This window comes from Sphingomonas oryzagri (assembly GCF_029906645.1).
In the GTDB taxonomy this organism is placed as follows: Bacteria; Pseudomonadota; Alphaproteobacteria; order Sphingomonadales; family Sphingomonadaceae; genus Solisphingomonas; species Solisphingomonas oryzagri.
In genome coordinates this window covers 1,403,011-1,425,545 of sequence record NZ_JARYGZ010000001.1, presented here as the reverse complement: position 1 = coordinate 1,425,545, position 22,535 = coordinate 1,403,011, and the positions used below count along the sequence as shown (strand labels likewise).

Genomic DNA, 22,535 nt, shown 5'->3' with positions numbered 1-22,535 from the left:
AGGTTAGCTGAGTGCCCGCGCCACTGCGACGAATTCGTCGACCGAGAGCGTCTCCGGGCGACGCTCCACCGCGATGCCGAGCGTCGTCAGCGCGTCCAGCGCGCCGGGCATCCCCTTCAGGCTCTGGCGCAGCATCTTGCGGCGCTGCCCGAAGGCGGCGCCGGTGAGTGCGGAGAGCTTCGCCGGATCGACGCCTTCCGGCATCGCCTTGGGCACGATGTGCACCACCGCCGACATCACCTTGGGCGGCGGCACGAAGGCCGATCGGTGGACGTTGAGCGCGATCGCGGCGTCGGCGCGCCACTGGGCAAGCACCGCCAGCCGCCCATAAGCGTCGCTACCGGGCTTCGCGACGATCCGCTCGGCGACCTCCTTCTGGAACATCAGGTTGAGCGAGGACCAGAAGGGCGGCCACGCCTCGCTCTCCAGCCAGCGGACCAGCAGCACGGTACCGACATTGTAGGGCAGGTTGGCGACGATGTGCGCACCGTCGCCGGCCTCCGCCCGCTCGTCGATTTCCAGCGCATCGCCCTCGATCACGCGCAGCCGCCCGCCCGAGGCCTCGCCAAGCTCCGCCAGCGCGGGGAGGCAGCGCCGGTCGCGCTCCACGGCGGTCACGGTGGCGCCGGCGCGGAGCAGCGCACGGGTCAGCCCGCCGGGGCCAGGGCCGACCTCGTAGACGCGCTGCCCGTCCAGATTGCCCGCCACCCGCGCGATGCGATCGAGCAGCTGGCCATCGAGCAGGAAATTCTGGCCCAGCGACTTGGATGCGGACAGCCCGTGCTTCGCGATCACCTCGCGCAGCGGGGGAAGATCGGCGAGACCGCTCATGACGCGCTGGCGCGACGCTCCGCGGCTTCGCCCGCCATCCGGATCGCCGCGATCGTGGCTCCCGGCTCGGCCAGCCCCTTGCCCGCAATCTCGAACGCGGTGCCATGATCGGGCGCGGCGCGCACGATCGGCAGGCCCAGCGTCATGTTGACGCCCTCGTCGAAATGCAGCGTCTTGAGCGGGATCAGCGCCTGATCGTGATAGGTGCACAGCGCCGCATCGTAGCGGGCGCGGGCACGGGGGTGGAACATCGTGTCCGCCGCCATCGGGCCGACGATGTCGATCCCTTCGTCGCGCAGCTGCTCGATCGCGGGCAGCAGGATGTCGATCTCCTCACGGCCGAGCGCGCCGCTTTCCCCGGCATGGGGATTGAAGCCGGCGATGGCGATGCGCGGATTGTCGATGCCGAAATCGCGCTGCAGGCCGCGCGCCGTCACCCGCGCCCGCGACACGACCAGATCGACGCTGAGCAGGCTCGGCACGCGGGCCAGCGGAACGTGGGTGGTGATGCAGACGGTGCGCAGCGTCGGGCCGGCGAGCATCATCGCGACATTGCCCGGCGACACGCCACAGCGTTCGGCGACGAATTCCGTCTGCCCGGAATGGGTGAAGCCGATCGCGTAGAGTTCGGCCTTGGAGACCGGCCCCGTGACGATCGCACTCGCGGCCCCCTCCCGCGCGAGGCCGACCGCGATCTCCAGGCTGGCGATGGCACAGCGTGCGCCGGGCATGTTGGGCTGGCCGGGGACGATCTCGCCCGCATCCTCCACTTCCATGATCGGCAACGCCTCGCCGAAGCAGGCGGCGGCGTCCTCGGGTCCGTCGATCTTGCGCAGCGGGCCTTTCCAGACGGTGGAGATGGAGCGCAGGTCGCCAATCGCGAAGAAGGGCGACAGCCGGTCCTGGGCGCGCCGCACCCAGGCCTTGGCCAGCACCTCGGGGCCGATCCCGGCCGGATCGCCGATCGATACGGCGATCGGGGCGACGCTCATCGGTACTCGATCACCGCGTCGCGGCGCAGATCGCGCAGGTAGCGGCGGGCACGCAGATCGACGCGCTCCTGCTCCATCTGATTGTAGATGGCGTCGAAGGAGGGCGCGTTCGCGGTCTGAGGATCGTCGCGGCCGCACAGCACGAGCACGCGCACGCCATCCTCGACCGAGCCGAACGGCGTGGTCGACTGGCCGATCGACAGCGCCGCCATCTGCTCCTGCAGCGCCGGCGGCAGATCGCGGATCTTGATGTTATCGTTCTCGACCATGTTGCCGTCGAACTTGGTGGCGACGTCCTTGGCGGCGCCGCAGCCGCCCATCTTCTGCGTCGCCTCGGCGAAGGCGGCGACGCGCGGGCCGGCGGTGGCCTGCGTCGTGCCCGGCGGGAAGCTGATCGTGATCTGCTTCAGGCTCAGCAGCGCGTCGCGCGGATCGGAGGTGAGCACCTGACGGGTGTCCTGCAGGGCGATGATCGAATAGCCGCCCGGCACCTGGATCGGCGGGGTGACCGAGCCGTTCTGCATCTGCGGGAGCACCTGCGCGATGGCATCGGGAAGCTGCTCGGCGCGCACCCAGCCGAGATCGCCGCCGACCGCGGCGGTCGAGGCTTCGGAATATTGGCGGGCATAGGCGACGAAGCTGCCGCCCTTCTTCAACTGCTCGAACACCTTGTCGGCATTCTCATGCGACTGCGCATCCGTGGCCGGGGTCGAGGAGATGAAGATCTCGCCGACATGATATTCCTTGGCGCCCTTCGCCGCGTTGAGACGGGCGATGACCTGCTTCACCTCGTCGTCGCCGACGTTGATGAACGGCTGCACCTTGCGATCGAGCAGTCGCTGCCAGGCCATTTCGCCCTGGATCTGGCGCTTGATGGAGGCGGCGGACGAACCCTTCGATTTCAGGAAGGCGGCGAACTGGTCCGGCGTGTATTTGAACTGGCCGGCGACGCGCTGGAATGTCGAATCGATGTCCGACTGCGGCACGTCGACATCGTTGGACTTCGCTTCCTGGATCTCCAGCGTCTCGTCGATCAGGTTGCGCAGCACCTGCAGGCGCAGGCGGTCCTTCTCCTCACCGGCGACCTGCTGGCCGTTGGCGGCAAGCACCAGGTTCAGGCGCTGATCGACATCGGTGTCGGTGATGATGAAGCCGTTGACGATCGCGGTCGCCTTGCGGATCGTCGGATCGAACTTGCCGAACACCTGCACGTCATTGGGCAGGTTGAGCGGATTGGTGACGCCAGCCCCGTCATCGCCCTGGGCGAAGGCGTGGCCGGGGCCGATGAGGGCGATCGCGCCCGCCAGGCAAAGCGCCGCCAGGCGCGGCTTGAACATAGCTTTCTTGGAAATCACGCCGTTCTCAATCCCGCCCGTCAGGTCGCGCTTCCCCCTCGGAAGCACACATCGCGATCGGCCCTTGTCGCAGGGCGCCGATGAATGAAGGCTTTAGCGTCCGAGGTTCTTGAACGCCAGCCGGAACTGGAAGCTGTCGCCGTAGCGTGCGTCGCCGAACGCCGCATAGTTGCGCCGCCACTGGACGCTCGCCTCGAAACAGTCGTCCTCATAAGCGAGGCCGACGCGCGACTTCACCGGATCGAAGCCGTCCTCCAGATCCTGCAGCGTCTGGCTCTGGCTGGCGGTGACGGTCTGCTCGTTCTTGGTGAGATCGAGCGTCGTCGATCCGAACAGCGACCAGCGCTTGCCGATCGCGAGCCGCGCGCCCAGCCGCACTTCCTCGTGATCGCGCAGATCCTCGATCGCCGGATCGATGTTGCGGCTGAGGTTGAGGTAGCCGACCTCGAGATAGGAGTTGGCCGAACCCAGCGTCGCGTCGATCTCGTTGCGGCGGATGGCGAAGCTGTTCTTGTCGAGCCGGAAACGTTCGGTGAGGCTCACGAAATTGCCGTAGCGCACGGTCGCGCGGCCGACGATGTCGGAGGTGCGGCCGGAAAGCCCGGTGCCCGGCGGCAGGATGCTGGCGCGGTTGGAGAAGCGATAGCTCTGCCCGATGTCCGAACGCAGCGAGAAGCGCGGCAGGTCCAGCGCATATTCGACGCCGTAGGTGACGCGCGCGCCATCCTCCCACCGGTCGTAGCCGGGGAAGCGGTTGAGCGAGAAGAGGTTGGTGTCCTCCAGATCGACGGCGCGCGAATCCTCGTTGGGGATCTGCATGTTGCGTGTCTTGGGGCTGCCGGCGAACTGGATGCGCGGCGTGATCCGCTGCGTACCGTTCCAAACCGCGCCGGCGAAAGGCCAGCGCACGTCGATCGCGCCCGCGGCGATGCCGCGCGTCTGCCAGCCGGGCTGGCCCTGGTAGATCACCGTCTGGGTCAGCCCGTTGTCCGAGCTGTGATAGACGTCGGCGCGGCCATAGGCTGTGAAGGTGATCAGCTGGCCCATGCCGGTGAGCAGCCATTTTTCCCACTGCGCGCTGGTGAAGGCGCGCTGCGTGTCCTGCCCGTCGGTGCGGATCAGCGCGAGCGAGTTGGCCTGCAGCGTGAAGGTGCCGTTCAGCCACGGGTCGGTGATCCGGCGGCGATAGTCGATCGCGGGCAGCGCGAAGGGTTGCTGGCCCTGTCGCGCCTGCGCGAGGTTCGATCCGGGCAGCTTCGGGACCAGCGTCTGGAACGCCCAGCCGGCGATCGAGAGATAGCTGTCGTCGTCGATCCGCTCGGCCTTCACCACCGAACGCAGCGTGTCGTCGTAATTGAGGTCGTAGCGCTGCAGGAACGTCTTGTCGGATACGGCGCGGATCGATCCGGTCAGTGTCCAGGTCGGGCTGAGCTGCCACGTCCCGTTCGCCTCGATATAGCCGCGCGGATCGCGCTTGCCATTGTCGCCGGTGATCGTCGTGCGGCTGCTTTCGGTGGCATAGGCCTGGATCCGCCACGCGCCCTTTTCGGAGAGCGAGCGATATTCGGCACTGAGCATCGGCGCGACGGCGGTGAAGACGTAGGGCGTGACGGTCAGATCGCGATTCGGCGCGAGCTGGATGTAATAAGGCGTCGCGACCTGCAGGCCGTTGCGGCTGTTATAGCTGATGTCCGGCACCAGCAGGCCCGAATTGCCGCCCGCGCCCGATCCGTCGGGATGCGAGAAGGCGGGCAGCCAGAAGATCGGCAGGCCCAGGAACGTCAGGCGGGTGTCACGGTATGAAACGCGGTGGCGGGCGGGATCGTAGACCACCTTCGCCGCGGTGATCTTCCAGATCGGCTCCTTCGGGCAGCCCGCGTTAGTGGTCACGTCGCAGGGCGTGTAGGCGGCGTGGTTGAGCGTGTAGACGCCATCCTTGCGCGCACCCTGCTTGGCCGCCATGCGTCCGCCGTTTTCGAGGACGAGCAGCATGTCCTGCGCCACGCCGTCCTTCATCGAATCGGTCAATTCCGCATCCTGGGCGTACGTCATGTCGCCCTGCGGGTTCTGGATCGCGACATTGCCGTAGGCGTGGACGTCGTCCGTGTCGCGGTTCCACACCACCTTGTCGGCGCGCATCCGGTTGCCTTGGCGGATCATGCGGACGTCGCCGGTGGCGGTGACGATATGCTTGTCGGTGTCGTAGTCGAGCTGGTCGGCGGTGAACGCGGCCTCGTTGTCGGCCAGCGGCTTGTCGACGTTCGCGACGGTCAGCGCCGGGTCGGGCGAGGGGCGGGACAATGCCGGGCGGCCGTTGTCGCTCGCGCCGAAGCCGCCGCCGGCGCCCATGCTGGCGTCGGGCGCACCCTGCGCCAGCGCGGGCGCCGAAGTCAGGGCGAGCACGAGCGGAAGGGCGGTAGCGAGGCGCGTGTCTGCCAGGCGCCGGGCGTTCAACACGATATTCGGGCTTCTGAAATCCACTTGTCCCCCAGGGAGTGCCCGAACGGCCTAGCCTTTCCAGCGCCTATCGCACCGCAACGCCGGCTCCGCAATCTCCCCTGAACGGGTCTGCGGCGGGATGCAGGGGTGGCGCGGGCGCGCGGGGCTTGCCATATGCCCCCAACGAGCGCCCGAAGGCGCCCCCATGGAGACAATAAGAGCAATGAACGTCCGCTTCGCAGACCGCCGCCCGGAAGCGCCCCACGCGCTCGCCATCCCGCTGACCGCCGGCAAGGTGGAAGCCGCTCGACTCGCAGGGCTTTCCGGCGATGCCGCCGCCTTCGTCGCGCGCGCCGCCGTGTCCGCGAAGTTCGAGGGAGAGGCCGGTGCGATCGCCGAGCTGTTCACCGGTGAGGAGCGCGTGATCCTCGTCGGCCTCGGCGATGGCGATTCGGACAAGGCCTATGAAAAGGCCGGCGGTGCGCTCGCCGCGAAGGTGCAGACCTCCGAAAAGACGCTGGTCGTCGACTTCTCCGGCCACAAGACGAGCGGCGCCCGTGCCGCCGCGCTGGCGTTCGGCGCGGTGATGCGCAACTGGCGCTACGACGTCTATCGCACCAGGCTGAAGGCGAGCCAGAAACCGCAGCTCGACGAGATCGTGATCGTCGGCGCGGGCGAGGGCGCGGACGCCGCCTGGACGTCCGCCAAGGCGCTGGCCGACGGTGTCGCCTTCACCAAGGAGCTGGTCACCGAGCCGGCCAACATCATCTATCCCGAGAGCTTCGTGGAGCGCTGTCGGAAGCTGGCCGATCTCGGCGTCGAGATCACCGTGCTGGACGACAAGCAGATGGCGGAACTCGGCATGGGCGCGCTGCTCGGCGTCGCGCAGGGTTCGCGCAAGCCCGCCCGCCTGCTCGTCATGCGCTGGAAGGGCGCGGACAAGGAGCCGGTGGCGTTCGTCGGCAAGGGCGTGACGTTCGATACCGGCGGCATCTCGATCAAGCCCGCCGCCGGCATGGAGGACATGAAGTGGGACATGGGCGGCGCCGGTGCCGTCGCGGGCACGATGATGGCGCTCGCCGGGCGCAAGGCGAAGGCGCACGTCATCGGCGTGTGCGGCCTCGTCGAGAACATGCCCGACGGCAACGCCCAGCGCCCTGGTGACGTCGTGACGTCGATGTCCGGCCAGACGATCGAGGTGATCAACACCGATGCCGAAGGGCGCCTCGTCCTGTGCGACGCGATCACCTGGGTGCAGAAGACCCATGGCGTGAAGACGATCGTCGATCTCGCCACGCTCACCGGCGCGATGATCATCAGCCTCGGCAACGAATATGGCGGCCTGTTCTCGAACGACGACGGCCTCGCCGACAAGCTGCTCAAGGCGAGCGACGCCTCGGGCGACAAATTGTGGCGCTTCCCGCTGGGCGACGCCTACGACAAGCTGATCGACTCGCCGATTGCCGACATGAAGAATGTCGGCCCGCGCGGTGGCGGCTCGATTACGGCGGCGCAGTTCATCAAGCGCTTCGTCGAGGATGGCGTGAAGTGGGCGCATCTCGACATCGCCGGCATGGTCTGGTCGGCGAAGGCCGGCTCCACCTACGAGAAGGGCGCGACCGGCTTCGGCGTGCGCGTGCTCGACAAGTTCGTGGCCGACAACCTCGAAGGCTGATTCGGGCGCGGCCGATGCAGGTCGATTTCTACCAGCTCGGCCGCGATCCGCTCGCGTCCGTCCTCGCCAGCATCGCGACGCGCGTGCTGGCGGGGGGCGGGCGGCTTCTCGTCGTCACCGGCGACGAGGAACAGGCGAAGGCGATCGACGAGGGGTTGTGGACCGCACAGGTCGAAAGCTTCCTGCCGCACGGCCTGATCGGCGCCGACCAGCCGATCCTGATCTCCGCCACGCCCGAACCCGCCAACGCGGCGCGCAATGTCGCGATCGTCGATGGCGTATGGCGCGAGGAGGCGATGGGCTTCGACCGCGCCTTCCATTTCTTCGACGACAATTCGATCGACGCGGCGCGCACCGCGTGGCGCGGCCTCAAGGGGCGCGAGGGCGTCGAGCCGCGCTACTGGCGGCAGGAAGACGGCCGCTGGACGAAGGTCGCCTAGAGATAGGGTTGTAGCGTGAAGTTCGCCGGGCGGGGCGCTCCGCCCGCGCTCTGTACCTGGAGCGACACGGCCTTGCCGGGCTGGCCCGACAGCGCCTTCGCCGCGTCGGCCAGACCCGCAGGCGAGACGATCGTGTCGCCGGCGCGCAGACCCGCCTGATGGGCTGGGCTGCCGACGCCGACATCGGCGATGTGGGCGTGGCCGTCGTCGTCCTTTTCCAGCCAGACCGCGCTCAGCAGATAGGATTCGGGCGTCTCCGGCCGCGTGTTGCGCGCCGCCCACAGGCGCGATGCCTGCACGTCGGTCGACCAGTTGAGCAGGCTCGCCCAGTGCAGGCCGAGGATGCCGTCATGATCGTCGTCGGCGTGCGATTGCTGGCGCGGATCCATCAGCGTGACCAGCGGCCGCTCGACCGTGAGCGGCCCCATCGCGAAGCGGCCCGCGCGGACGCGCCGGCTCAGCCGCGCCGCATTGCCGCCGAACCCCCGCGTCTGCGCCGGGGCATAAGGGCGATCGTCCGCGAACAGGCCCGATCGCGCGGCGGCGCGCGGCCCGAGCAGCAGCGTGCCGGGCGATCCGGTATCGACCAGCAGGCGGTAGCTGGCGCCGTCTAGCGTCGCCTGCACGAACATGCGGTGCGAGTAGAGATCGCTGCGCCCCGGCCCGGTGATCTTCGAATCGAGTGCCACCAGCCCCTCGCGATCCGGCTTGCCGTCGCGCCACAGCCGCCATTCGTTCTTGTCGAAATCGATGTCGCTGTCCCGCGTGGTGAACAGGCCGGCGGTCATCAGCCCGGCGGCATCGTCAGGAAGGCCGCCGCCGAATTCGTATCCGGCGAAGGCGACGGTCTGCTCCATCATCGTGCCGCCCAGCAGCACGTTGTGGGCGACGTACATCGTGCCCTGCACGGCATCCTTGCCCAGCCCGCGCGCGACGGCGGCGCCTGCGACCTGCAGATGCAGCTGCTGCGCGATTTCGGGGCGGATATAATCGTGGCCGGCGCCGGTATCGACGACGAACAGCATCGGCTTGGCGGAACCGATCGCGGCCGCGATCCACAGCCTTTTGTCCTCGAGGATCAGCGGTGTCGCGATCGCGTCGCGCCTGGTGGCGAAGGCGGCGGGCGCCGCGAGGCCTCCCAGCAGGAGAGCACCGAACTGACGCCGATCGAACATGACTGTCATCCCCCTGGAGATCGGCCGGCCCTTACGGACGCGCGGCGCCGCCAGCAAGCATGGATCCGACTAGAAGGGGACGGTGACGGTCACCATCGCGGCGGGCGCGCTGCCGACGCCGGGGAGTGCGCGCTGTTCGGCATGTACGTTCATCCTGGTATCGCCGAACAGCCGCCATTCGGCCTTCGTCGGCACCGTCGGCTCGATCTGCGGGCCGCTGCCGTGAAGGCGGTATGCCTCCTGATCTTTCGCACAGACCATGATCTCTCCGGACGATCCCTCGCAATGGCGGGGCGGAACGGGATGGAGCAGGCGTTCGTCGGGGGTGGGCGTGGTGACGGTGGAGGCCGCCTGGAGGATGAGCAGCGCGAAACCGGGCATGGGCACCCCGCATCGAAGCGATGATCTGCCCAAGCTCGGCGATGATTGTGGCGGAAGCGCGGCGCGGCGCGGGGAGGGGGCCTTGCCTCCGGACGCGCGCACGCCTAGAGGGGCGCGCAATTTCCAACCTTAAAAACATGGAGCTTGGCTTCGCCATGGCGACCGAACGCACCTTCTCGATCATCAAGCCCGACGCCACCCGCCGCAACCTGACCGGCGCGGTCACCAAGATGCTGGAGGATGCGGGCCTGCGCGTCGTCGCCTCCAAGCGCATCCACATGACCCAGGAGCAGGCCGAGGGCTTCTACGCCGTCCACAAGGAGCGCCCGTTCTTCGGCGAGCTCGTCTCCTTCATGATCTCCGGCCCGGTCGTCGTGCAGGTGCTCGAGGGCGAGAACGCCATGGCCCGCAACCGCGAAGTGATGGGCGCCACCAACCCGGCCAACGCCGATGCGGGCACGATCCGCAAGGAGCTGGCCGAATCGATCGAGGCGAACACCGTCCACGGTTCGGACAGCCTGGAGAATGCCGCGATCGAGATCGCGTATTTCTTCAAGCCGGAAGAGATCGTCGGCTGACATCGCGGATGACGGCTCTCGGGCCGTCATTGCGAGGAGCGTAGCGACGAAGCAATCCATCCGCGCAACGTTCGTGGCATGGATTGCTTCGCTTCGCTCGCAATGACGAAAAGGCCTCGGCGCTGCCGGGGCCTACTTCTTTTCCTTCACCTTCCCCGCGCGCAGGCTCCACAGCCCCGCGAGCCGCTGGTCCGCCGGGGTATCCTGCGTCGCCGCGACGCCGATCAGCGACAAGCCACGCAGCTTTACGCTCGCCCCGCCTAAGAAGTGGCCCTCCAGCGCGTAGCCGATGTCGTAATAGGAACGCGCGCTTTTCGTCTCGCCATTGGCCAGATAGTCTGTTTCGATCATCACCGGCACGCGTTCGTCGCCGGCCGTCTCGTCGGGCAGTTCGCGCTTCTTGCGATCCGCCTTGAGGGCGCTCGCGAACCAGTCGGCGTCGATCCGCGCGTCGCTGGTTGTTGTCACCGGCGACAGGCCGAAGCTCGGCGGGAAGCGGATCGACTGGCCCTGGATGACGTCGTCGGCGTTCACCGGCGCCAGCGTCAGCGAAGAGCCGGAGCCATTCGCTTCCGCCTTCAGGTGGAAGGGGGCGCGCGTCATGCCCTTCGTCGCCTCGGCCACCTTGTCGGCGCGCGCGTCGCGGCGGTCCTGATAGTTCATCCAGAGGCCGAGACCGGAGATGATCACGGCGGATACCGCCACCGCCTCGCCCAGCGTGATCCAGCGCAGGCGGGACTTGCGGCGCGCGCGTTCCATCGGGGTTTCGGGGACGTCGTTCATCGGCCGAACTGCTCTCTCAGACGGGGTGTGGCGGCATAGGCCCAGCTCTGTTCGATGCGGGCCTCGATCTGGCTCCAGTCGGTGTCGCCGGTGTCGACGCGGATGCCAATCCAGCCAGACGGCGCGAGGTAGGCGGGCTTGTAGAACAGGTCCGGGTCCATTTCGACCAGCGCATCCTGCTCGTCGGGGCCGGAGGTCTTCACCAGTACGGCGGTGATGCCGTTGCCGTGGTGGTTCTCGCTGAACCAGGCGAAGGTCTTGCCCTTGTCGATGAAGAAGACGGGCATGCCGTGGGATAGCTTCTCCGCTGCGCGGGGCTGCTCCATGGCGATGGCGCGAATGCGGTCCAGCGGCGTCACAGCGTCCTTGTAAGCGCCGCCAGCGCGCGGGGATAGAGGCGATGTTCCTCGATCAGCACGCGGGCCGAGAGCGTGTCGGGCGTGTCCCACGGCATGATCGGCACGCGCGCCTGCGCGATCACCGGGCCTTCGTCCAGCCCGGCGGTGACGATGTGGACGGAGCAGCCGGCGAAATGGTCGCCCGCCTCGATCGCGCGGGCATGGGTGTCGAGGCCCTTGTAGAGCGGCAACAGCGAGGGATGGATGTTGATCATCCGCCCGGCCCAGCCCTCGACGAAGCCTTCGGAGAGGATGCGCATGTAGCCGGCGAGCGCCACCGCCTCGACGTCATGGGCGCGCAACTGCGCGTCGATCAGCGCATCGAACTCGGCACGCTTGAGGCCCTTGTGCGATTTGGCGAACACCGGGATGCCGGCGGCGCGGGCGAAATCGAGGCCGGGCGCATCCTCGACATTGGAGGCGACGAGGACGATCTCGTAGGCGTCCTGCTCGGCATCGATCAGCGTCTTGAGGTTCGATCCCCGCCCCGAGATCAGGACGGCGACGCGTCTGCGATCACTCACGCATTGTGCGTGGCCGACCACGCCTCGCGCTTGGCCCAGGTTTCGTCCTTGCCCGAGACGGTGCAGCCCTTGGCGCCCGTCTCGATGCGGCCGATGCGGTGAACGGTCTCGCCGGCGCGTTCCAGCTCGGTGGTGACGAAATCGACGTCGACGGGGTTCACCACCACCGCCATGCCGATGCCGCAGTTGAAGGTGCGCGCCATCTCCTCCGGCTCGATCCGGCCCTGCGCCTGCAGGAATGCCATGATCGGCGCCTGCGGCCAGGCATCCGCGTCGATGAAGGCGTGGAGGCCGTCGGGCAGCACGCGCGGAATATTCTCCAGCAGGCCGCCGCCGGTGATGTGCGCCATGGCGTGAATGTGGCCGCTGCGCACGATCGGCAGCAACGACTTCACGTAGATGCGGGTCGGCGCCAGCAGCGCGTCGATCAGCAGCGTCTCGATGTCGAAGGGGGCGGGGCGGTCGAGCTTCCAGCCCTTGTCGGCGGCGAGGCGGCGGACCAGTGAGTAGCCGTTGCTATGCACACCGGTCGACGCGAGGCCGAGGATCACGTCGCCATCGGCCACCTTGTCCCCGGTCAGCTGCTCGCCGCGCTCCACCGCACCGACGCAGAAACCCGCGAGGTCGTAGTCGCCGTCCGCGTACATGCCGGGCATCTCGGCCGTCTCGCCGCCGATCAGCGCGCAGCCGGCCTGCAGGCAGCCCTCGGCGATGCCGGCGATCACGCGCTCGGCGACGCCGGTTTCCAGCTTTCCGGTGGCGAAATAGTCGAGGAAGAAGAGCGGTTCGGCGCCCTGTACGACGAGATCGTTGGCGCACATCGCGACGAGATCGATGCCGACGCCGTCATGCCGCCCGCTGTCGATCGCGAGCTTCAGCTTGGTGCCGACGCCATCATTGGCCGCCACCAGCAACGGATCCTTGTACCCGGCCGCCTTCGGATCGAAGAAGCCGCCGAAGCCGCCCAGATCGGCGTCCGCGCCCGGCCGGCGGGTCGATTTGGCCAGCGGCCCGATCGCCTTCACGAGGGCGTTTCCGGCCGCGATGGACACGCCTGCCTTGGCGTAGGTGTAGCTCTCGTCGTCGCTCATGCGCGGCCCGTAGCGACTCCGGACTTGGATTTCCATGCCCAACCCGCCAGAAGGGCGATCGTGAAGCCTGTGAACCCCTCCGATTTCGTCGTGCCTGCCCCCCGGCGGCGTTTCCGCGCCCCGATGATCGCGCTGGGCGTGGCGCTGGCGGGCGTCGGCGGATGGTATGCCATCGCGCAATTGGCGCCCGGTGATCGCGGAGTCGCGCCGATCGACAGCTCGTCCAACTACGAGGTGACGGGCGTGCAGGTCGACGTCGCCGGCAAGACGGCGGACGAGGCGCGCACCGCCGCGTGGCGGCTCGCCCAGCGCAAGGGCTGGAAGATATTGTGGGGCCGGATGCACGGCCTCGGCCCCGATGCGGCGCCCGGCGTGCCCGATTCGACGCTCGATTCGATCGTCGCGGGCATCGAGGTGGAGCAGGAGCAGGTCGGCCCGCACCGCTATATTGCGACGCTCGGCATCCTGTTCGATCGCGGCCGCACCGGGGAGATGATCGGATCGGTCAACGGCACCCCGCACTCCGCGCCGATGCTGGTGATCCCGGTCGAGATGGACGGTGCCGGCCCCGTCACCTTCGAGCAGCGGAGCAGCTGGCAGAAGGCCTGGGCGCGCTATCGCACTGGCCAGAGCCCGATCGACTACGTCCGCCCCTACGGCAACGGGCCGGATCCGCTGCTGCTCAACATCGGCCAGGCCAATCGTCCGGGTCGGCTGTGGTGGCGCGCTCTGCTCGACCAATATGGCGCATCGGACATCGTCGTGCCGGAAGTCCACCTTCAGCGTCGCTTCCCCGGGGGGCCGATCGCGGCGCGCTTCATCGCGCGGCACGGGCCGGACGGGGAGGTGCTCGGCACCTTCACGCTGGCCGCGCCGAACACTGCCGGGCTGGACAAGATGCTCGATCAGGGCGTGAAGCAGGTCGATGATCTCTACATCCAGGCGCTCAATGGCGGCCGCCTGAAGCCCGATCCGTCGCTGACCATCGAGGAACCGGACACGCCGACCGACGATCTGCTGCCGACCACGGCGGACGATCCGCTCGCCTCGGTGATTTCGGGTATCGATCAGAACAACGCCACGATCCAGCTGGAGACCGGCGACGTTGCCACGCTCGATCAGGCGCAGGCGGCGCTGCGCGCGGTGCCGGGCGTGCAATCGGCCAGCGTGCAGAGCCTCGCGCTCGGCGGCACCTCGCTGCTCTCGCTCACCTACAATGGCGATCTCGCGGCGCTGAAGATCGGGTTGCAGGCACGCGGCTGGCGGCTGGAAGGCTCCGGCACGGCACTCAGCATGAAGCGTGGCGGGCCGGCGCCCGCTCCGGCGGCGGCTCCGCCCGCACCGCCGACGCCCGCGGGACAGCCCAAGCCGTGAGCCAGATCGCCCTCCCGCTGGACTGGCCGGAGGACGAGCGCGACGACCAGTTCATCCTGTCCGACGCCAACGCCGCCGTGGCGAAGCATCTGGAGCATTGGGCGCTCTGGCCGGTGCCGATCACCATCCTGACCGGTCCGCGCAAGTCCGGCCGCAGCCTGCTCGCCCGCCTGTTCGCGCAGAAGACCGGCGGCCGGCTGATCGACGATGCGTGGAAGGCGGACGAGGAAACGATCTTCCACGCCTGGAACGCGGCGATGACGTCAAGACGTCCGCTGCTGATCGTGGCCGATGCGGCGCCGCCCGAATGGCGGGTGGCGCTCCCCGATCTCGCCTCGCGCCTTACCGCGACGCCGCGCGTCGCGATCCTGCCGCCGGACGACGATCTGCTGCGCGCGCTGATCGAGCGCGGCCTCGCGCATCGCGGCCTGCCCGCGCCGCCGACGTTGATCGCCTGGCTCGGCGCGCGGATCGAGCGGAGCTATGTCGGCATACTGTCGGCGGTGGACGCACTCGACCGCGCCTCGCTCACCCGTCATCATCGGCTCACCATCCCGCTGGCGCGGGACGCCTTGCTGCAGGCCGGTGTCATCGACGATTCATGAAAGCTGCGCTATCCTGTCACCGATGAGCGAACGGATCGAAACCCCCGAAGACGCGCCGGTCATTACGCCGGTCACCACCGAAACCATCGAGCAGGCCGTCGCCGAGGTGCAGAGCCACCATGACGAGGCGGTCGTGGCCGATCCGGTCGCCCCGCGCGAACGCTATTTCAACCGCGAACTGAGCTGGCTTGCCTTCAACGAGCGCGTGCTGGACGAGGCGTGCAATCCGGCGCACCCGCTGCTGGAGCGGCTGCGCTTCCTGTCGATCTCGGGCGGCAATCTCGACGAATTCTTCATGGTGCGTGTCGCCGGCCTGCGCGGCCAGCAGCTGAACGCGGTCGAGCAGCTGTCGGCGGACGGGCTGACCCCGGTGCAACAGCTCGAAGCGCTGGGAGCCAGCGCCGAGAATCTGATGCATCGCCAGCAGATCGTCTGGCGCGAGCTGCGGCATGAATTGGCCACCCAGGACTTCCGCGTGCTGAGCAACAAGGATGTCGATGCCGACTCCTCGCGCTGGCTGGAGGAATATTTCCGCGATCAGGTGCTGCAGGTTCTCACCCCGCAGGCGCTCGATCCCGCGCATCCCTTCCCGTTCATCCCGAACAAGGGCTTCAGCCTGATCTTCGACCTGAAGCGCATCTCGGACGGCGAGCCGATCCGCGAGCTGCTGATGATCCCCACCACCCTGCCGCGCTTCGTGCGCCTGCCGGGCGATGCGGCACGCTACGTCTCGATCGAGAACATCATCCGCCGCTTCACGGCGATCCTGTTCCCCGGCTACGAACTGCTCGGCGACGGCGCTTTCCGCATTATCCGCGACAGCGATATCGAGATCGAGGAGGAGGCGGAGGATCTGGTCCGCTTCTTCCACACCGCGATCAAGCGCCGCCGGCGCGGCCGGGTGATCCGGCTGCGCATGGAAGCGGGGATGCCGGAGGATCTGGAGGCGCTGGTCTGCGAGGCGGTGGGGCAGGGCGCGATCGTCTCCGAAGCCTCGGGCTTCCTCGGCATCGCCGATCTCGACCAGCTGACCGAGGAGAACCGGCCGGATCTCAAATGGCCACCCTACACGCCACGTTTTCCCGAACGAATCCGAGAACATGACGGCGATTGCTTCGCCGCGATCAGAGACAAGGATATCGTCGTCCACCACCCGTATGAGAGCTTCGAGGTGGTCATCGCCTTTCTCAAGCAGGCGGCGCAGGATCCCGATGTCGTGGCGATCAAGCAGACGCTTTACCGCGCCGGCAAGCAGTCCGCGATCATCCGCGCGCTGATCGACGCGGCGGAAGCCGGCAAGTCGGTGACGGCGGTGGTCGAGCTGAAGGCGCGCTTCGACGAAGAGCAGAACATCATGTGGGCGAGCCAGCTGGAGCGCGCCGGCGTGCAGGTGGTCTACGGCTTCACCAACTGGAAGACCCATGCCAAAATCAGCATGGTTGTCCGTCGCGAGAACGGCACCTTTCGTACCTACTGCCACTTCGGCACCGGCAACTATCATCCGGTGACGGCGAAAATATATACCGATCTCAGCTTCTTCACGGCCGATCCTCGCATCGGGCGCGATGCGGGGCAGGTGTTCAACTACATTACCGGCTATGTCGAACCGCACGATCTGGAGCGCATCACCATCTCGCCCCACGGCCTGCGCGAGAAGCTCTCCGCGCTGATCGATGCGGAGATCGATCATGTCCGCGCCGGGCGACCGGGGACGATCTGGGCCAAGATGAACTCGCTGGTCGATCCCTCGATCATCGAGAAGCTCTATCGGGCGAGCGCGGCGGGCGTGCAGGTCGATCTGATCGTGCGCGGCATCTGTTGTCTCAAGCCCGGCGTTCCGGGGCTGTCCGAGAATATCCGCGTGAAGTCGGTGGTCGGACGCTTCCTCGAACATAGCCGCATCTTCTGCTTCGGCGACGGCGAAGCGATGCCCAGCCCGAGCGCGAAGGTGTTCATCTCGTCGGCGGACTGGATGCCCCGCAACCTCGATCGCCGAGTCGAATATATGCTGCCGATCGACAACCCCACGGTGCACGAGCAGGTGCTGGGGCAGGTGCTGGTCGCCAACCTGATCGACACCGAGCAGAGCTGGGTTCTGAAGCCGGACGGAAGCTACGACCGGGTTGTCAATGCGGGTGGCAAGCCATTCAACTTGCACCGCTATTTCATGACCAATCCGTCGCTGTCCGGTCGAGGTGCTGCGCTCAAGAAGAGCGAGGGCGTGCCGAGGCTGAAGCTCAGGCGGGGCGGGGCCTAATCCCGATCCTCCCCCGCCAGGGGAGGTGACGCCGAAGGCGACGGAGGGGGAGGACGGCGATGAATTCGCCTATGACATCCCGGCGCCCGCCCCCTCCGTCACGCGTGCTGCGTGCCACCTCACCCCTGGCGGGGGAGGATCGGGCAGGGTCGTCGATCCGACATTCCCAAGCGCCCAACCGAATGCCTCCCCTTTGCCTCATCCCGAAATGCGGCTAACTCTCCACCGTAATGAAACCCGGTTTTCTCTTCCGCCCGGCCCCGCCCAAGGAAGCCGGCGTTCATCGCCCGGACGGCGCCGACGGGCGCGTCGGCATCATCGACATTGGTTCCAACTCGATTCGTCTCGTCGTCTATGACGGGCCGCACCGCATCCCCTCGATCCTGTTCAACGAGAAGGTGATGGCGGGGCTGGGCAAGGGCCTGGCCGCCACCGGCGCGCTCGATCCGCAGGCGGTGGAGCGGGCCTTCGTGGCGCTGGAGCGCTTCCGCCTGGTCGCCGACAAGATCGGCGTCGCCACGCTCCACGTCGTCGCCACGGCGGCGGTGCGCGATGCCACCAACGGCACCGATTTCCTCGCCCGTGCGGCCGAAATCGGTCTCGACGTCTCGGTCCTCTCCGGCGAGGAAGAGGCCGAAATGGCGGGCGAGGGCGTACTCGCCGCCTTTCCGGAGGCCGATGGCATCGTCGGCGATCTTGGTGGTGGCAGCCTCGAACTCGCGCGGGTGAAGGACGGCAAGGTCCACGATCGCGTCTCCTTCCCGCTCGGTGTGCTGCGCGTCGCCGAAATCCGCAAGAAAGGCCCGCGCGCGCTGCGTCAGCGGGTCGAGCATATGCTCGGCGAGGCGGGCTGGCACGGCAAGGGCGCAGGCCTGCCCTTCTACCTCGTCGGCGGATCGTGGCGCGCGTTGGCGCGGCTGGTCATGCACATGACCGATTATCCGCTGCCGATCGTCCACGGTTACGCCATGCCGGCGGAAACCGCGCAGCGCGTGGTCCGGGCGCTCGCCCATCTCGACAAGGCACGGCTCAAGGACGTCCATTCGCTGTCTTCCTCGCGAGCCGGGGCGCTGCCCGATGCCGCCGCGATCCTGGCGCTGGTGGTGCGCGAATTGGGGTCGGCGAGCCTTGTCACCTCCGCCTACGGTCTGCGCGAAGGCGTGCTGCACCGCAATCTGCCGGCCGACATCCGCGACGTCGATCCGCTGATCCACGCCACCCGCGAGGAGGGGCGCCGCCTGGGGCGCTTCCCCGAACATGGCGACCTGCTCGACAAATGGATGGCGCCTCTCTTCAAGGAGGAAGGCGCCTATGAGACCCGCCTCCGCCATGCCTGCTGCCTGCTCGCCGACGTGGGCTGGCGCGCACATCCCGAGTTCCGGGGGGAACGCGGCCTGGAAACGGCGCTGCACGGCAACTGGGTCGGCATCGACGCGCGCGGCCGGGCGATGATGGCGCAGGCGCTCTACACCAGCTTCGGCGCGGATGGAGAACCGGAGATCGTCGCGCAGCTCTGCTCGCCGGAGGATCGCACGCGGGCGCTTCGCTGGGGTCTCGCGATGCGGCTGGGGCAGCGCCTGTCGGGCGGTGTCGCCGGGCCGCTCAAGTCGAGCAGCATCAGGCTGGAGAAGGATGCGGTCGCGCTGCGTCTCGCGGACGGAGACGGCGCGCTCTACGGCGAGGCGGTGGAGCGGCGGCACAAGACGCTGGCGGCCAGCTTCGGTCTGAAGGCGACGATGAGCGAAGCGTAAACTCCCTCCCTTGCGGGGAGAGGAATTGTGTTGCTATGTTCCCGCTTCGTTCAACCGCCCGGACACCCCATGGCCAAGGTCACCAAGCGCTTCGTCTGTCAGGCCTGTGGCGGCGTGACGTCACGCTGGCAGGGGCAGTGCGGCGACTGCGCCGAGTGGAACACGCTGGTGGAGGAAGCGCCCGTCGCCGCCACCGCCTTCGCCGCCAAGCATGACCTGCGGCGCGGTGGCAGACAGATCGAACTGGTAGCGCTCGACGCCGACGTCGCGCTGCCGCCGCGCACGCAGACCGGCATCGCCGAGCTGGACCGCACGCTTGGCGGCGGTCTCGTCCCCGGTTCGGCGACGCTGATCGGCGGCGATCCGGGGATCGGCAAGTCGACCCTGCTGATCCAGGCGGCGGCGCGGCTGGCCGATCGCGGTCTGCCCGTCGCCTATATTTCGGGTGAGGAGGCGGCCGATCAGGTGCGGCTGCGCGCCCGTCGCCTCGGTCTCGGCAACGCGCCGGTCAAGCTCGCGTCCGCCACTTCGGTGCGCGACATCCTCGCCACGCTGGACAGCGGCCGCCCGCCCGCCTTGCTGGTGATCGATTCGATTCAAACCATGCACAGCGACATGATCGAGGGCGCGCCCGGCACGGTCAGCCAGGTGCGCGCGTCGGCGCAGGAACTGATCCGCTACGCCAAGGAAACGGGCGCGGCGCTGATCCTCGTCGGCCATGTCACCAAGGACGGCGCGATCGCCGGCCCGCGCGTTCTGGAGCATATGGTCGACACGGTGCTGAGCTTCGAGGGCGAGCGCAGCCACCAGTATCGCATCCTGCGCGCGATCAAGAACCGCTTCGGCGGTACCGACGAGATCGGCGTCTTCGCCATGGCCGAGCAGGGGCTGGGCGAGGTGCCGAACCCCTCCGCCCTGTTCCTGACGCAACGCGACGAGGGTGTCGCCGGCGCGGTGGTGTTCCCTGCGCTGGAGGGGACGCGGCCGCTGCTCGTCGAGATCCAGGCGCTGACCGTGCGGCTGGCCTCCGGTGCGACGCCGCGCCGCGCGGTGGTCGGCTGGGATTCGGGGCGGCTGGCGATGATCCTCGCGGTGCTGGAGGCGCGCTGCGGGCTGAGCTTCTCCACCGCCGAGGTCTATCTGAACGTGGCGGGCGGCTACCGCATCACCGATCCGGCGGCAGATCTCGCGGTGGCGGCGGCCCTGGTGTCGGCGCTCGCCGAGCGGCCGGTGCCGGCCGACGCGGTGACGTTCGGCGAGGTCTCGCTGTCGGGCGAACTGCGCCCCGTCGCCCACGCCGCGATCCGCCTGAAGGAAAGCGCCAAGCTCGGCTTCGAACGCGCGCTGGTGCCGAGCGCGGGGAGCATCGAGGCGGGCAGCATCGCGCCCAGCCGCTTCCCGACGCTGGGGCGGCTGGTGGATCATCTGCTCGGGCGGGGGTGAGAGCCTGCCCGAAGATGATCGCGAGAATAGCCGTCGCTCCTGCGCAGACTGGAGCCCATCATCCGAACTGACGCGCTCGCGGACCGGTAAGGATTGGCCGTTGGCCTCGCAGGGGCGACTACTGGCAGCTAGCGTCCAATTGCGGCATACATCCCATGCGGTAGGCGCAAGCCTCTCCGATCATTAGGGCAACTGATGTTATGAATTCGCGCGAGCCTTCCATGGCAAGAATAAAAATAGCTATTGCCGTCGCGTTTTTTATCATAGACGCTCTAGTATTGATGGTCATTTCTGCGCTCGAATTGGATCACGGCACGCCACCTTACGCGCCGATGTGGTCAAAAGCGCTGATTTGGACCGCAGTGGTTTGCAGTGCCATGGCCCTATTAACAATGAAATCAAGCGTGAAGCTATTTTACGCGCTTTCCTCAGGCGCAATCGCGGCGTTCACTGGCCTGCTTTTCTATTCCGCGCATCTCAGCGGGGGATAGCTGACTGTCTCGATGCCACCACGCCGGCCGTGCGAACGCCATGATCGGTGCCAGTTCGGGCCGCTGGCTTGCACACGAATAGGCGTGGACGTTTCGAACCGAGATGTCGGCCCGAAAAACAGTCAGGCCATTTCCATGATTGGTCGCCGCAACGTTTGATAAGTGAATTCAGGGATATTGACCGCGTAGTAGTAGGTTTGGCAGGTACCGAATGATCCGCTTTCTGAACGCGTATCCTTTTATGCGCGGGGCTTTCCTTGCGATGTTAGGGCCTCTGCTCGGTTTTTCCGCATTGTCGATCATTTGCCCACTACTTCTGATCGTGTTTATCGCTGGTCCAAAGGCATGGTTTGCCATCTACGAAGTGGGTCTTGTTCCAAGCGCGGCAACTGCGGCCTTGCTCATATTGATGCAAGAAACGGCTCGAAAAAAGATCATCGGAATCATGATGTCTGTTGGTACGGGGGCGATATCGAGCGTTTTCTGGGTAATGATATTGAGTCATAGTGCTTCTCAAGCGTCTTGGCCGACAGCCATTGCTGGCGGATTTGGTGGCCTATTCCTTGCCATTATCAACAGGTCTATTTACAAGTCGGCACATGAAACTACGACGATAACCCAACGTCGATAAGCGGGCAGTCGGCTTTTTCTAATTGCCATCCGAAAGCCAACCGTCGCAAATCCACCATTTGCGGACGATCGCTCCATCGCCGGTGTCGCCGCTACTCCCGCCGCCCGGCCTTGGCGAGGGCGTAGCCGGTGACGCCGCAAACGGCTGCTGCGATCACGAAGCCGGAGACCGCGAGGCCGATCGCCATCGGCATCCCCGATACGAACAGACCGAGCATGAAGCCGGCGATGGGAAGGATGCCGAGCAACAGGCAACCAATGGCGATCATCGATACGCACCTTTCGGCGCCGCCTAGCATCGATCGGCCCGGCGGCGATAGCGCGCTCGGATGGATCTTGACATTGAGAACCATATGGGTTATTAATTGCGGCGTTCTTCAAACCCTAAGCGCACGGGAGCGAAGGATGGGAACCGGGTCCGAGATGTTCGCATCGAAGCCCTGGGCGGCGGCGCGGAGTCATCCGGTTACAAGCCGAAGCTTCGCTGAAAAAACTGTAACCCCGGGACTGTCGTGACACCCTGCCAGGCCAACCGTGGGCAGGGGCTTCTGGTCCCGATCTCAAAGTCTGGACGCGGCTCCGGTTACGATCCGCACTTGCTTACCCCAAGCCGTCCAGCAACCGGGTGCCATTGGCAAAGGACGCGCCGGCCGTGACCTTCCCCCTGTCCTGATTTTACGGGAGACGTGTGCCTTCTCCAGATCCTCCCCCCGCCCGAGGGAGGATGAGCGGTCCCGATTGACCCTCCCGCATCCACCTCCTACCTCCGCGCGACCATGCACTCACTCACCCTTCTCGACATCATCGTGCTGATCTTCGTTGGCGGCGGCGCCATTCTGGGCGTGCTGCGCGGCTTCGTGACGGAGGTGCTGTCGCTGTTCGCCTGGGTGGCGGTGGTGATCGCGCTCAAGCTCTTCTACACGCCCGCCGCGTTGATCGTGGGGACGTGGCTGCACACGAAATCGGGCGCGTCGCTACTCGCCTTCGTGCTGGTGTTCGGGATCACCTTTTTCGGCGGGCGCATGATCGCGCAGCGGATCGGCCGGCGGACGCGCGATTCGGTGCTGGGGCCGATCGATCGCACGCTCGGCCTCGGCTTCGGCGCGCTGAAGGGGCTGATCGGCGCGACGCTGCTCTTCATGTTCGGCAACCTCGTCTACGACATCGGCTATGGCGGCGCGGCGCCGCGCCCGGACTGGGTGCGCGAGGCGCGCTCGATCTCGCTGCTGCAGGCGAGCCGCCACGCGATCGACGACATGATCGCGAAGCGCCGCGGCGAGCCGGCGGGTGTGGAGAATGTCGAGGGAAGTACGACGAACTGA

General features: G+C 67.2%; 22 protein-coding genes. 11 read left to right on the top strand and 11 right to left on the bottom strand.

Annotated elements, in window-relative coordinates; translation table 11 throughout:
• Positions 1–3: 3 nt before the first annotated feature.
• The 4 genes from rsmA to QGN17_RS06850 form a co-directional block, all read right to left on the bottom strand.
• Complete coding sequence (gene rsmA / locus QGN17_RS06865) at positions 4–831, bottom strand: 16S rRNA (adenine(1518)-N(6)/adenine(1519)-N(6))-dimethyltransferase RsmA (protein ID WP_281043754.1); 828 nt, start codon at positions 829–831, stop codon at positions 4–6.
• Positions 828–1,823 carry a 4-hydroxythreonine-4-phosphate dehydrogenase PdxA gene (pdxA, locus tag QGN17_RS06860; protein ID WP_281043753.1) on the bottom strand — a complete coding sequence of 332 codons (996 nt, stop codon included), beginning with the start codon at positions 1,821–1,823 and terminating at the stop codon, positions 828–830. Before pdxA ends, rsmA begins: the two co-directional genes overlap by 4 nt.
• A complete protein-coding gene (locus QGN17_RS06855) occupies positions 1,820–3,160 on the bottom strand; it encodes a peptidylprolyl isomerase (protein WP_281043752.1) in 1,341 nt (446 codons plus the stop codon). Before QGN17_RS06855 ends, pdxA begins: the two co-directional genes overlap by 4 nt.
• A 111-nt stretch (positions 3,161–3,271) precedes the next feature.
• Positions 3,272–5,527, bottom strand: a complete 2,256-nt coding sequence (locus QGN17_RS06850; protein ID WP_390902682.1) for an LPS-assembly protein LptD — start codon at positions 5,525–5,527, stop codon at positions 3,272–3,274.
• Positions 5,528–5,840: 313 nt separating this feature from the next.
• Here QGN17_RS06850 and QGN17_RS06845 point away from each other — a divergent pair, with 313 nt between their 5' ends.
• Both QGN17_RS06845 and QGN17_RS06840 read left to right on the top strand, forming a co-directional pair.
• Positions 5,841–7,292 carry a leucyl aminopeptidase gene (locus tag QGN17_RS06845; RefSeq protein WP_281043750.1) on the top strand — a complete coding sequence of 484 codons (1,452 nt, stop codon included), beginning with the start codon at positions 5,841–5,843 and terminating at the stop codon, positions 7,290–7,292.
• Between the two features lie 14 nt (positions 7,293–7,306).
• Positions 7,307–7,732 carry a DNA polymerase III subunit chi gene (locus QGN17_RS06840; protein WP_281043749.1) on the top strand — a complete coding sequence of 142 codons (426 nt, stop codon included), beginning with the start codon at positions 7,307–7,309 and terminating at the stop codon, positions 7,730–7,732.
• On the opposite strand, the gene QGN17_RS06835 is transcribed toward QGN17_RS06840, so the two are convergent.
• Positions 7,729–8,907, bottom strand: a complete 1,179-nt coding sequence (locus tag QGN17_RS06835) for an aspartyl protease family protein (protein WP_281043748.1) — start codon at positions 8,905–8,907, stop codon at positions 7,729–7,731. The two genes, QGN17_RS06840 and QGN17_RS06835, sit on opposite strands and share 4 nt — an antisense overlap.
• A gap of 69 nt (positions 8,908–8,976) precedes the next feature.
• A complete protein-coding gene (locus QGN17_RS06830; RefSeq protein ID WP_281043747.1) occupies positions 8,977–9,294 on the bottom strand; it encodes a hypothetical protein in 318 nt (105 codons plus the stop codon).
• A gap of 149 nt (positions 9,295–9,443) precedes the next feature.
• On the opposite strand from QGN17_RS06830, the gene ndk reads away from it, so the two are divergent.
• The gene (gene ndk / locus QGN17_RS06825) at positions 9,444–9,866 is read left to right on the top strand and encodes a nucleoside-diphosphate kinase (protein WP_281043746.1); all 423 of its coding nucleotides are present in this window, start codon (positions 9,444–9,446) and stop codon (positions 9,864–9,866) included.
• 132 nt (positions 9,867–9,998) lie between these two features.
• On the opposite strand, the gene QGN17_RS06820 is transcribed toward ndk, so the two are convergent.
• From QGN17_RS06820 to purM, 4 genes are read right to left on the bottom strand one after another with little or no spacing between them, the layout of a single operon-like run.
• On the bottom strand, positions 9,999–10,649 hold the full coding sequence (locus QGN17_RS06820) for a hypothetical protein (RefSeq protein WP_281043745.1): 651 nt from the start codon (positions 10,647–10,649) through the stop codon (positions 9,999–10,001).
• The gene (locus tag QGN17_RS06815) at positions 10,646–11,008 is read right to left on the bottom strand and encodes an MmcQ/YjbR family DNA-binding protein (protein ID WP_281043744.1); all 363 of its coding nucleotides are present in this window, start codon (positions 11,006–11,008) and stop codon (positions 10,646–10,648) included. Before QGN17_RS06815 ends, QGN17_RS06820 begins: the two co-directional genes overlap by 4 nt.
• Positions 11,005–11,571 carry a phosphoribosylglycinamide formyltransferase gene (purN, locus tag QGN17_RS06810; RefSeq protein ID WP_281043743.1) on the bottom strand — a complete coding sequence of 189 codons (567 nt, stop codon included), beginning with the start codon at positions 11,569–11,571 and terminating at the stop codon, positions 11,005–11,007. The genes QGN17_RS06815 and purN overlap by 4 nt, the downstream gene beginning before the upstream one ends.
• Positions 11,568–12,662: a phosphoribosylformylglycinamidine cyclo-ligase gene (purM, locus tag QGN17_RS06805; RefSeq protein WP_281043742.1), complete on the bottom strand. Its 1,095-nt coding sequence runs from the start codon at positions 12,660–12,662 to the stop codon at positions 11,568–11,570. Before purM ends, purN begins: the two co-directional genes overlap by 4 nt.
• A gap of 60 nt (positions 12,663–12,722) precedes the next feature.
• On the opposite strand from purM, the gene QGN17_RS06800 reads away from it, so the two are divergent.
• The 7 genes from QGN17_RS06800 to QGN17_RS06770 all read left to right on the top strand — a co-directional run bounded on the left by QGN17_RS06800 (position 12,723) and on the right by QGN17_RS06770 (position 21,214).
• Entirely contained in the window at positions 12,723–14,036 is a 1,314-nt protein-coding gene (locus QGN17_RS06800) for a heavy-metal-associated domain-containing protein (RefSeq protein ID WP_281043741.1), read from the top strand.
• Positions 14,033–14,641: an HdaA/DnaA family protein gene (locus tag QGN17_RS06795; RefSeq protein ID WP_281043740.1), complete on the top strand. Its 609-nt coding sequence runs from the start codon at positions 14,033–14,035 to the stop codon at positions 14,639–14,641. The genes QGN17_RS06800 and QGN17_RS06795 overlap by 4 nt, the downstream gene beginning before the upstream one ends.
• Positions 14,642–14,663: 22 nt before the next feature.
• A complete protein-coding gene (locus QGN17_RS06790) occupies positions 14,664–16,898 on the top strand; it encodes an RNA degradosome polyphosphate kinase (RefSeq protein WP_281043739.1) in 2,235 nt (744 codons plus the stop codon).
• A gap of 230 nt (positions 16,899–17,128) precedes the next feature.
• Entirely contained in the window at positions 17,129–18,649 is a 1,521-nt protein-coding gene (locus QGN17_RS06785; RefSeq protein WP_281043738.1) for a Ppx/GppA family phosphatase, read from the top strand.
• A 69-nt stretch (positions 18,650–18,718) separates the two neighbouring features.
• Positions 18,719–20,092 carry a DNA repair protein RadA gene (radA, locus tag QGN17_RS06780; protein WP_281043737.1) on the top strand — a complete coding sequence of 458 codons (1,374 nt, stop codon included), beginning with the start codon at positions 18,719–18,721 and terminating at the stop codon, positions 20,090–20,092.
• 200 nt (positions 20,093–20,292) lie between these two features.
• Positions 20,293–20,583 (top strand): hypothetical protein, encoded by a 291-nt coding sequence (locus tag QGN17_RS06775; RefSeq protein ID WP_281043736.1) that lies wholly within the window; start codon positions 20,293–20,295, stop codon positions 20,581–20,583.
• 211 nt (positions 20,584–20,794) lie between these two features.
• Positions 20,795–21,214, top strand: a complete 420-nt coding sequence (locus QGN17_RS06770) for a hypothetical protein (protein WP_281043735.1) — start codon at positions 20,795–20,797, stop codon at positions 21,212–21,214.
• A gap of 91 nt (positions 21,215–21,305) precedes the next feature.
• Here the strand turns inward: QGN17_RS06770 and QGN17_RS06765 are convergent, their stop codons facing one another.
• The gene (locus tag QGN17_RS06765; RefSeq protein WP_281043734.1) at positions 21,306–21,482 is read right to left on the bottom strand and encodes a hypothetical protein; all 177 of its coding nucleotides are present in this window, start codon (positions 21,480–21,482) and stop codon (positions 21,306–21,308) included.
• Between the two features lie 507 nt (positions 21,483–21,989).
• Here QGN17_RS06765 and QGN17_RS06760 point away from each other — a divergent pair.
• Positions 21,990–22,535 (top strand): CvpA family protein, encoded by a 546-nt coding sequence (locus tag QGN17_RS06760; RefSeq protein ID WP_281043733.1) that lies wholly within the window; start codon positions 21,990–21,992, stop codon positions 22,533–22,535.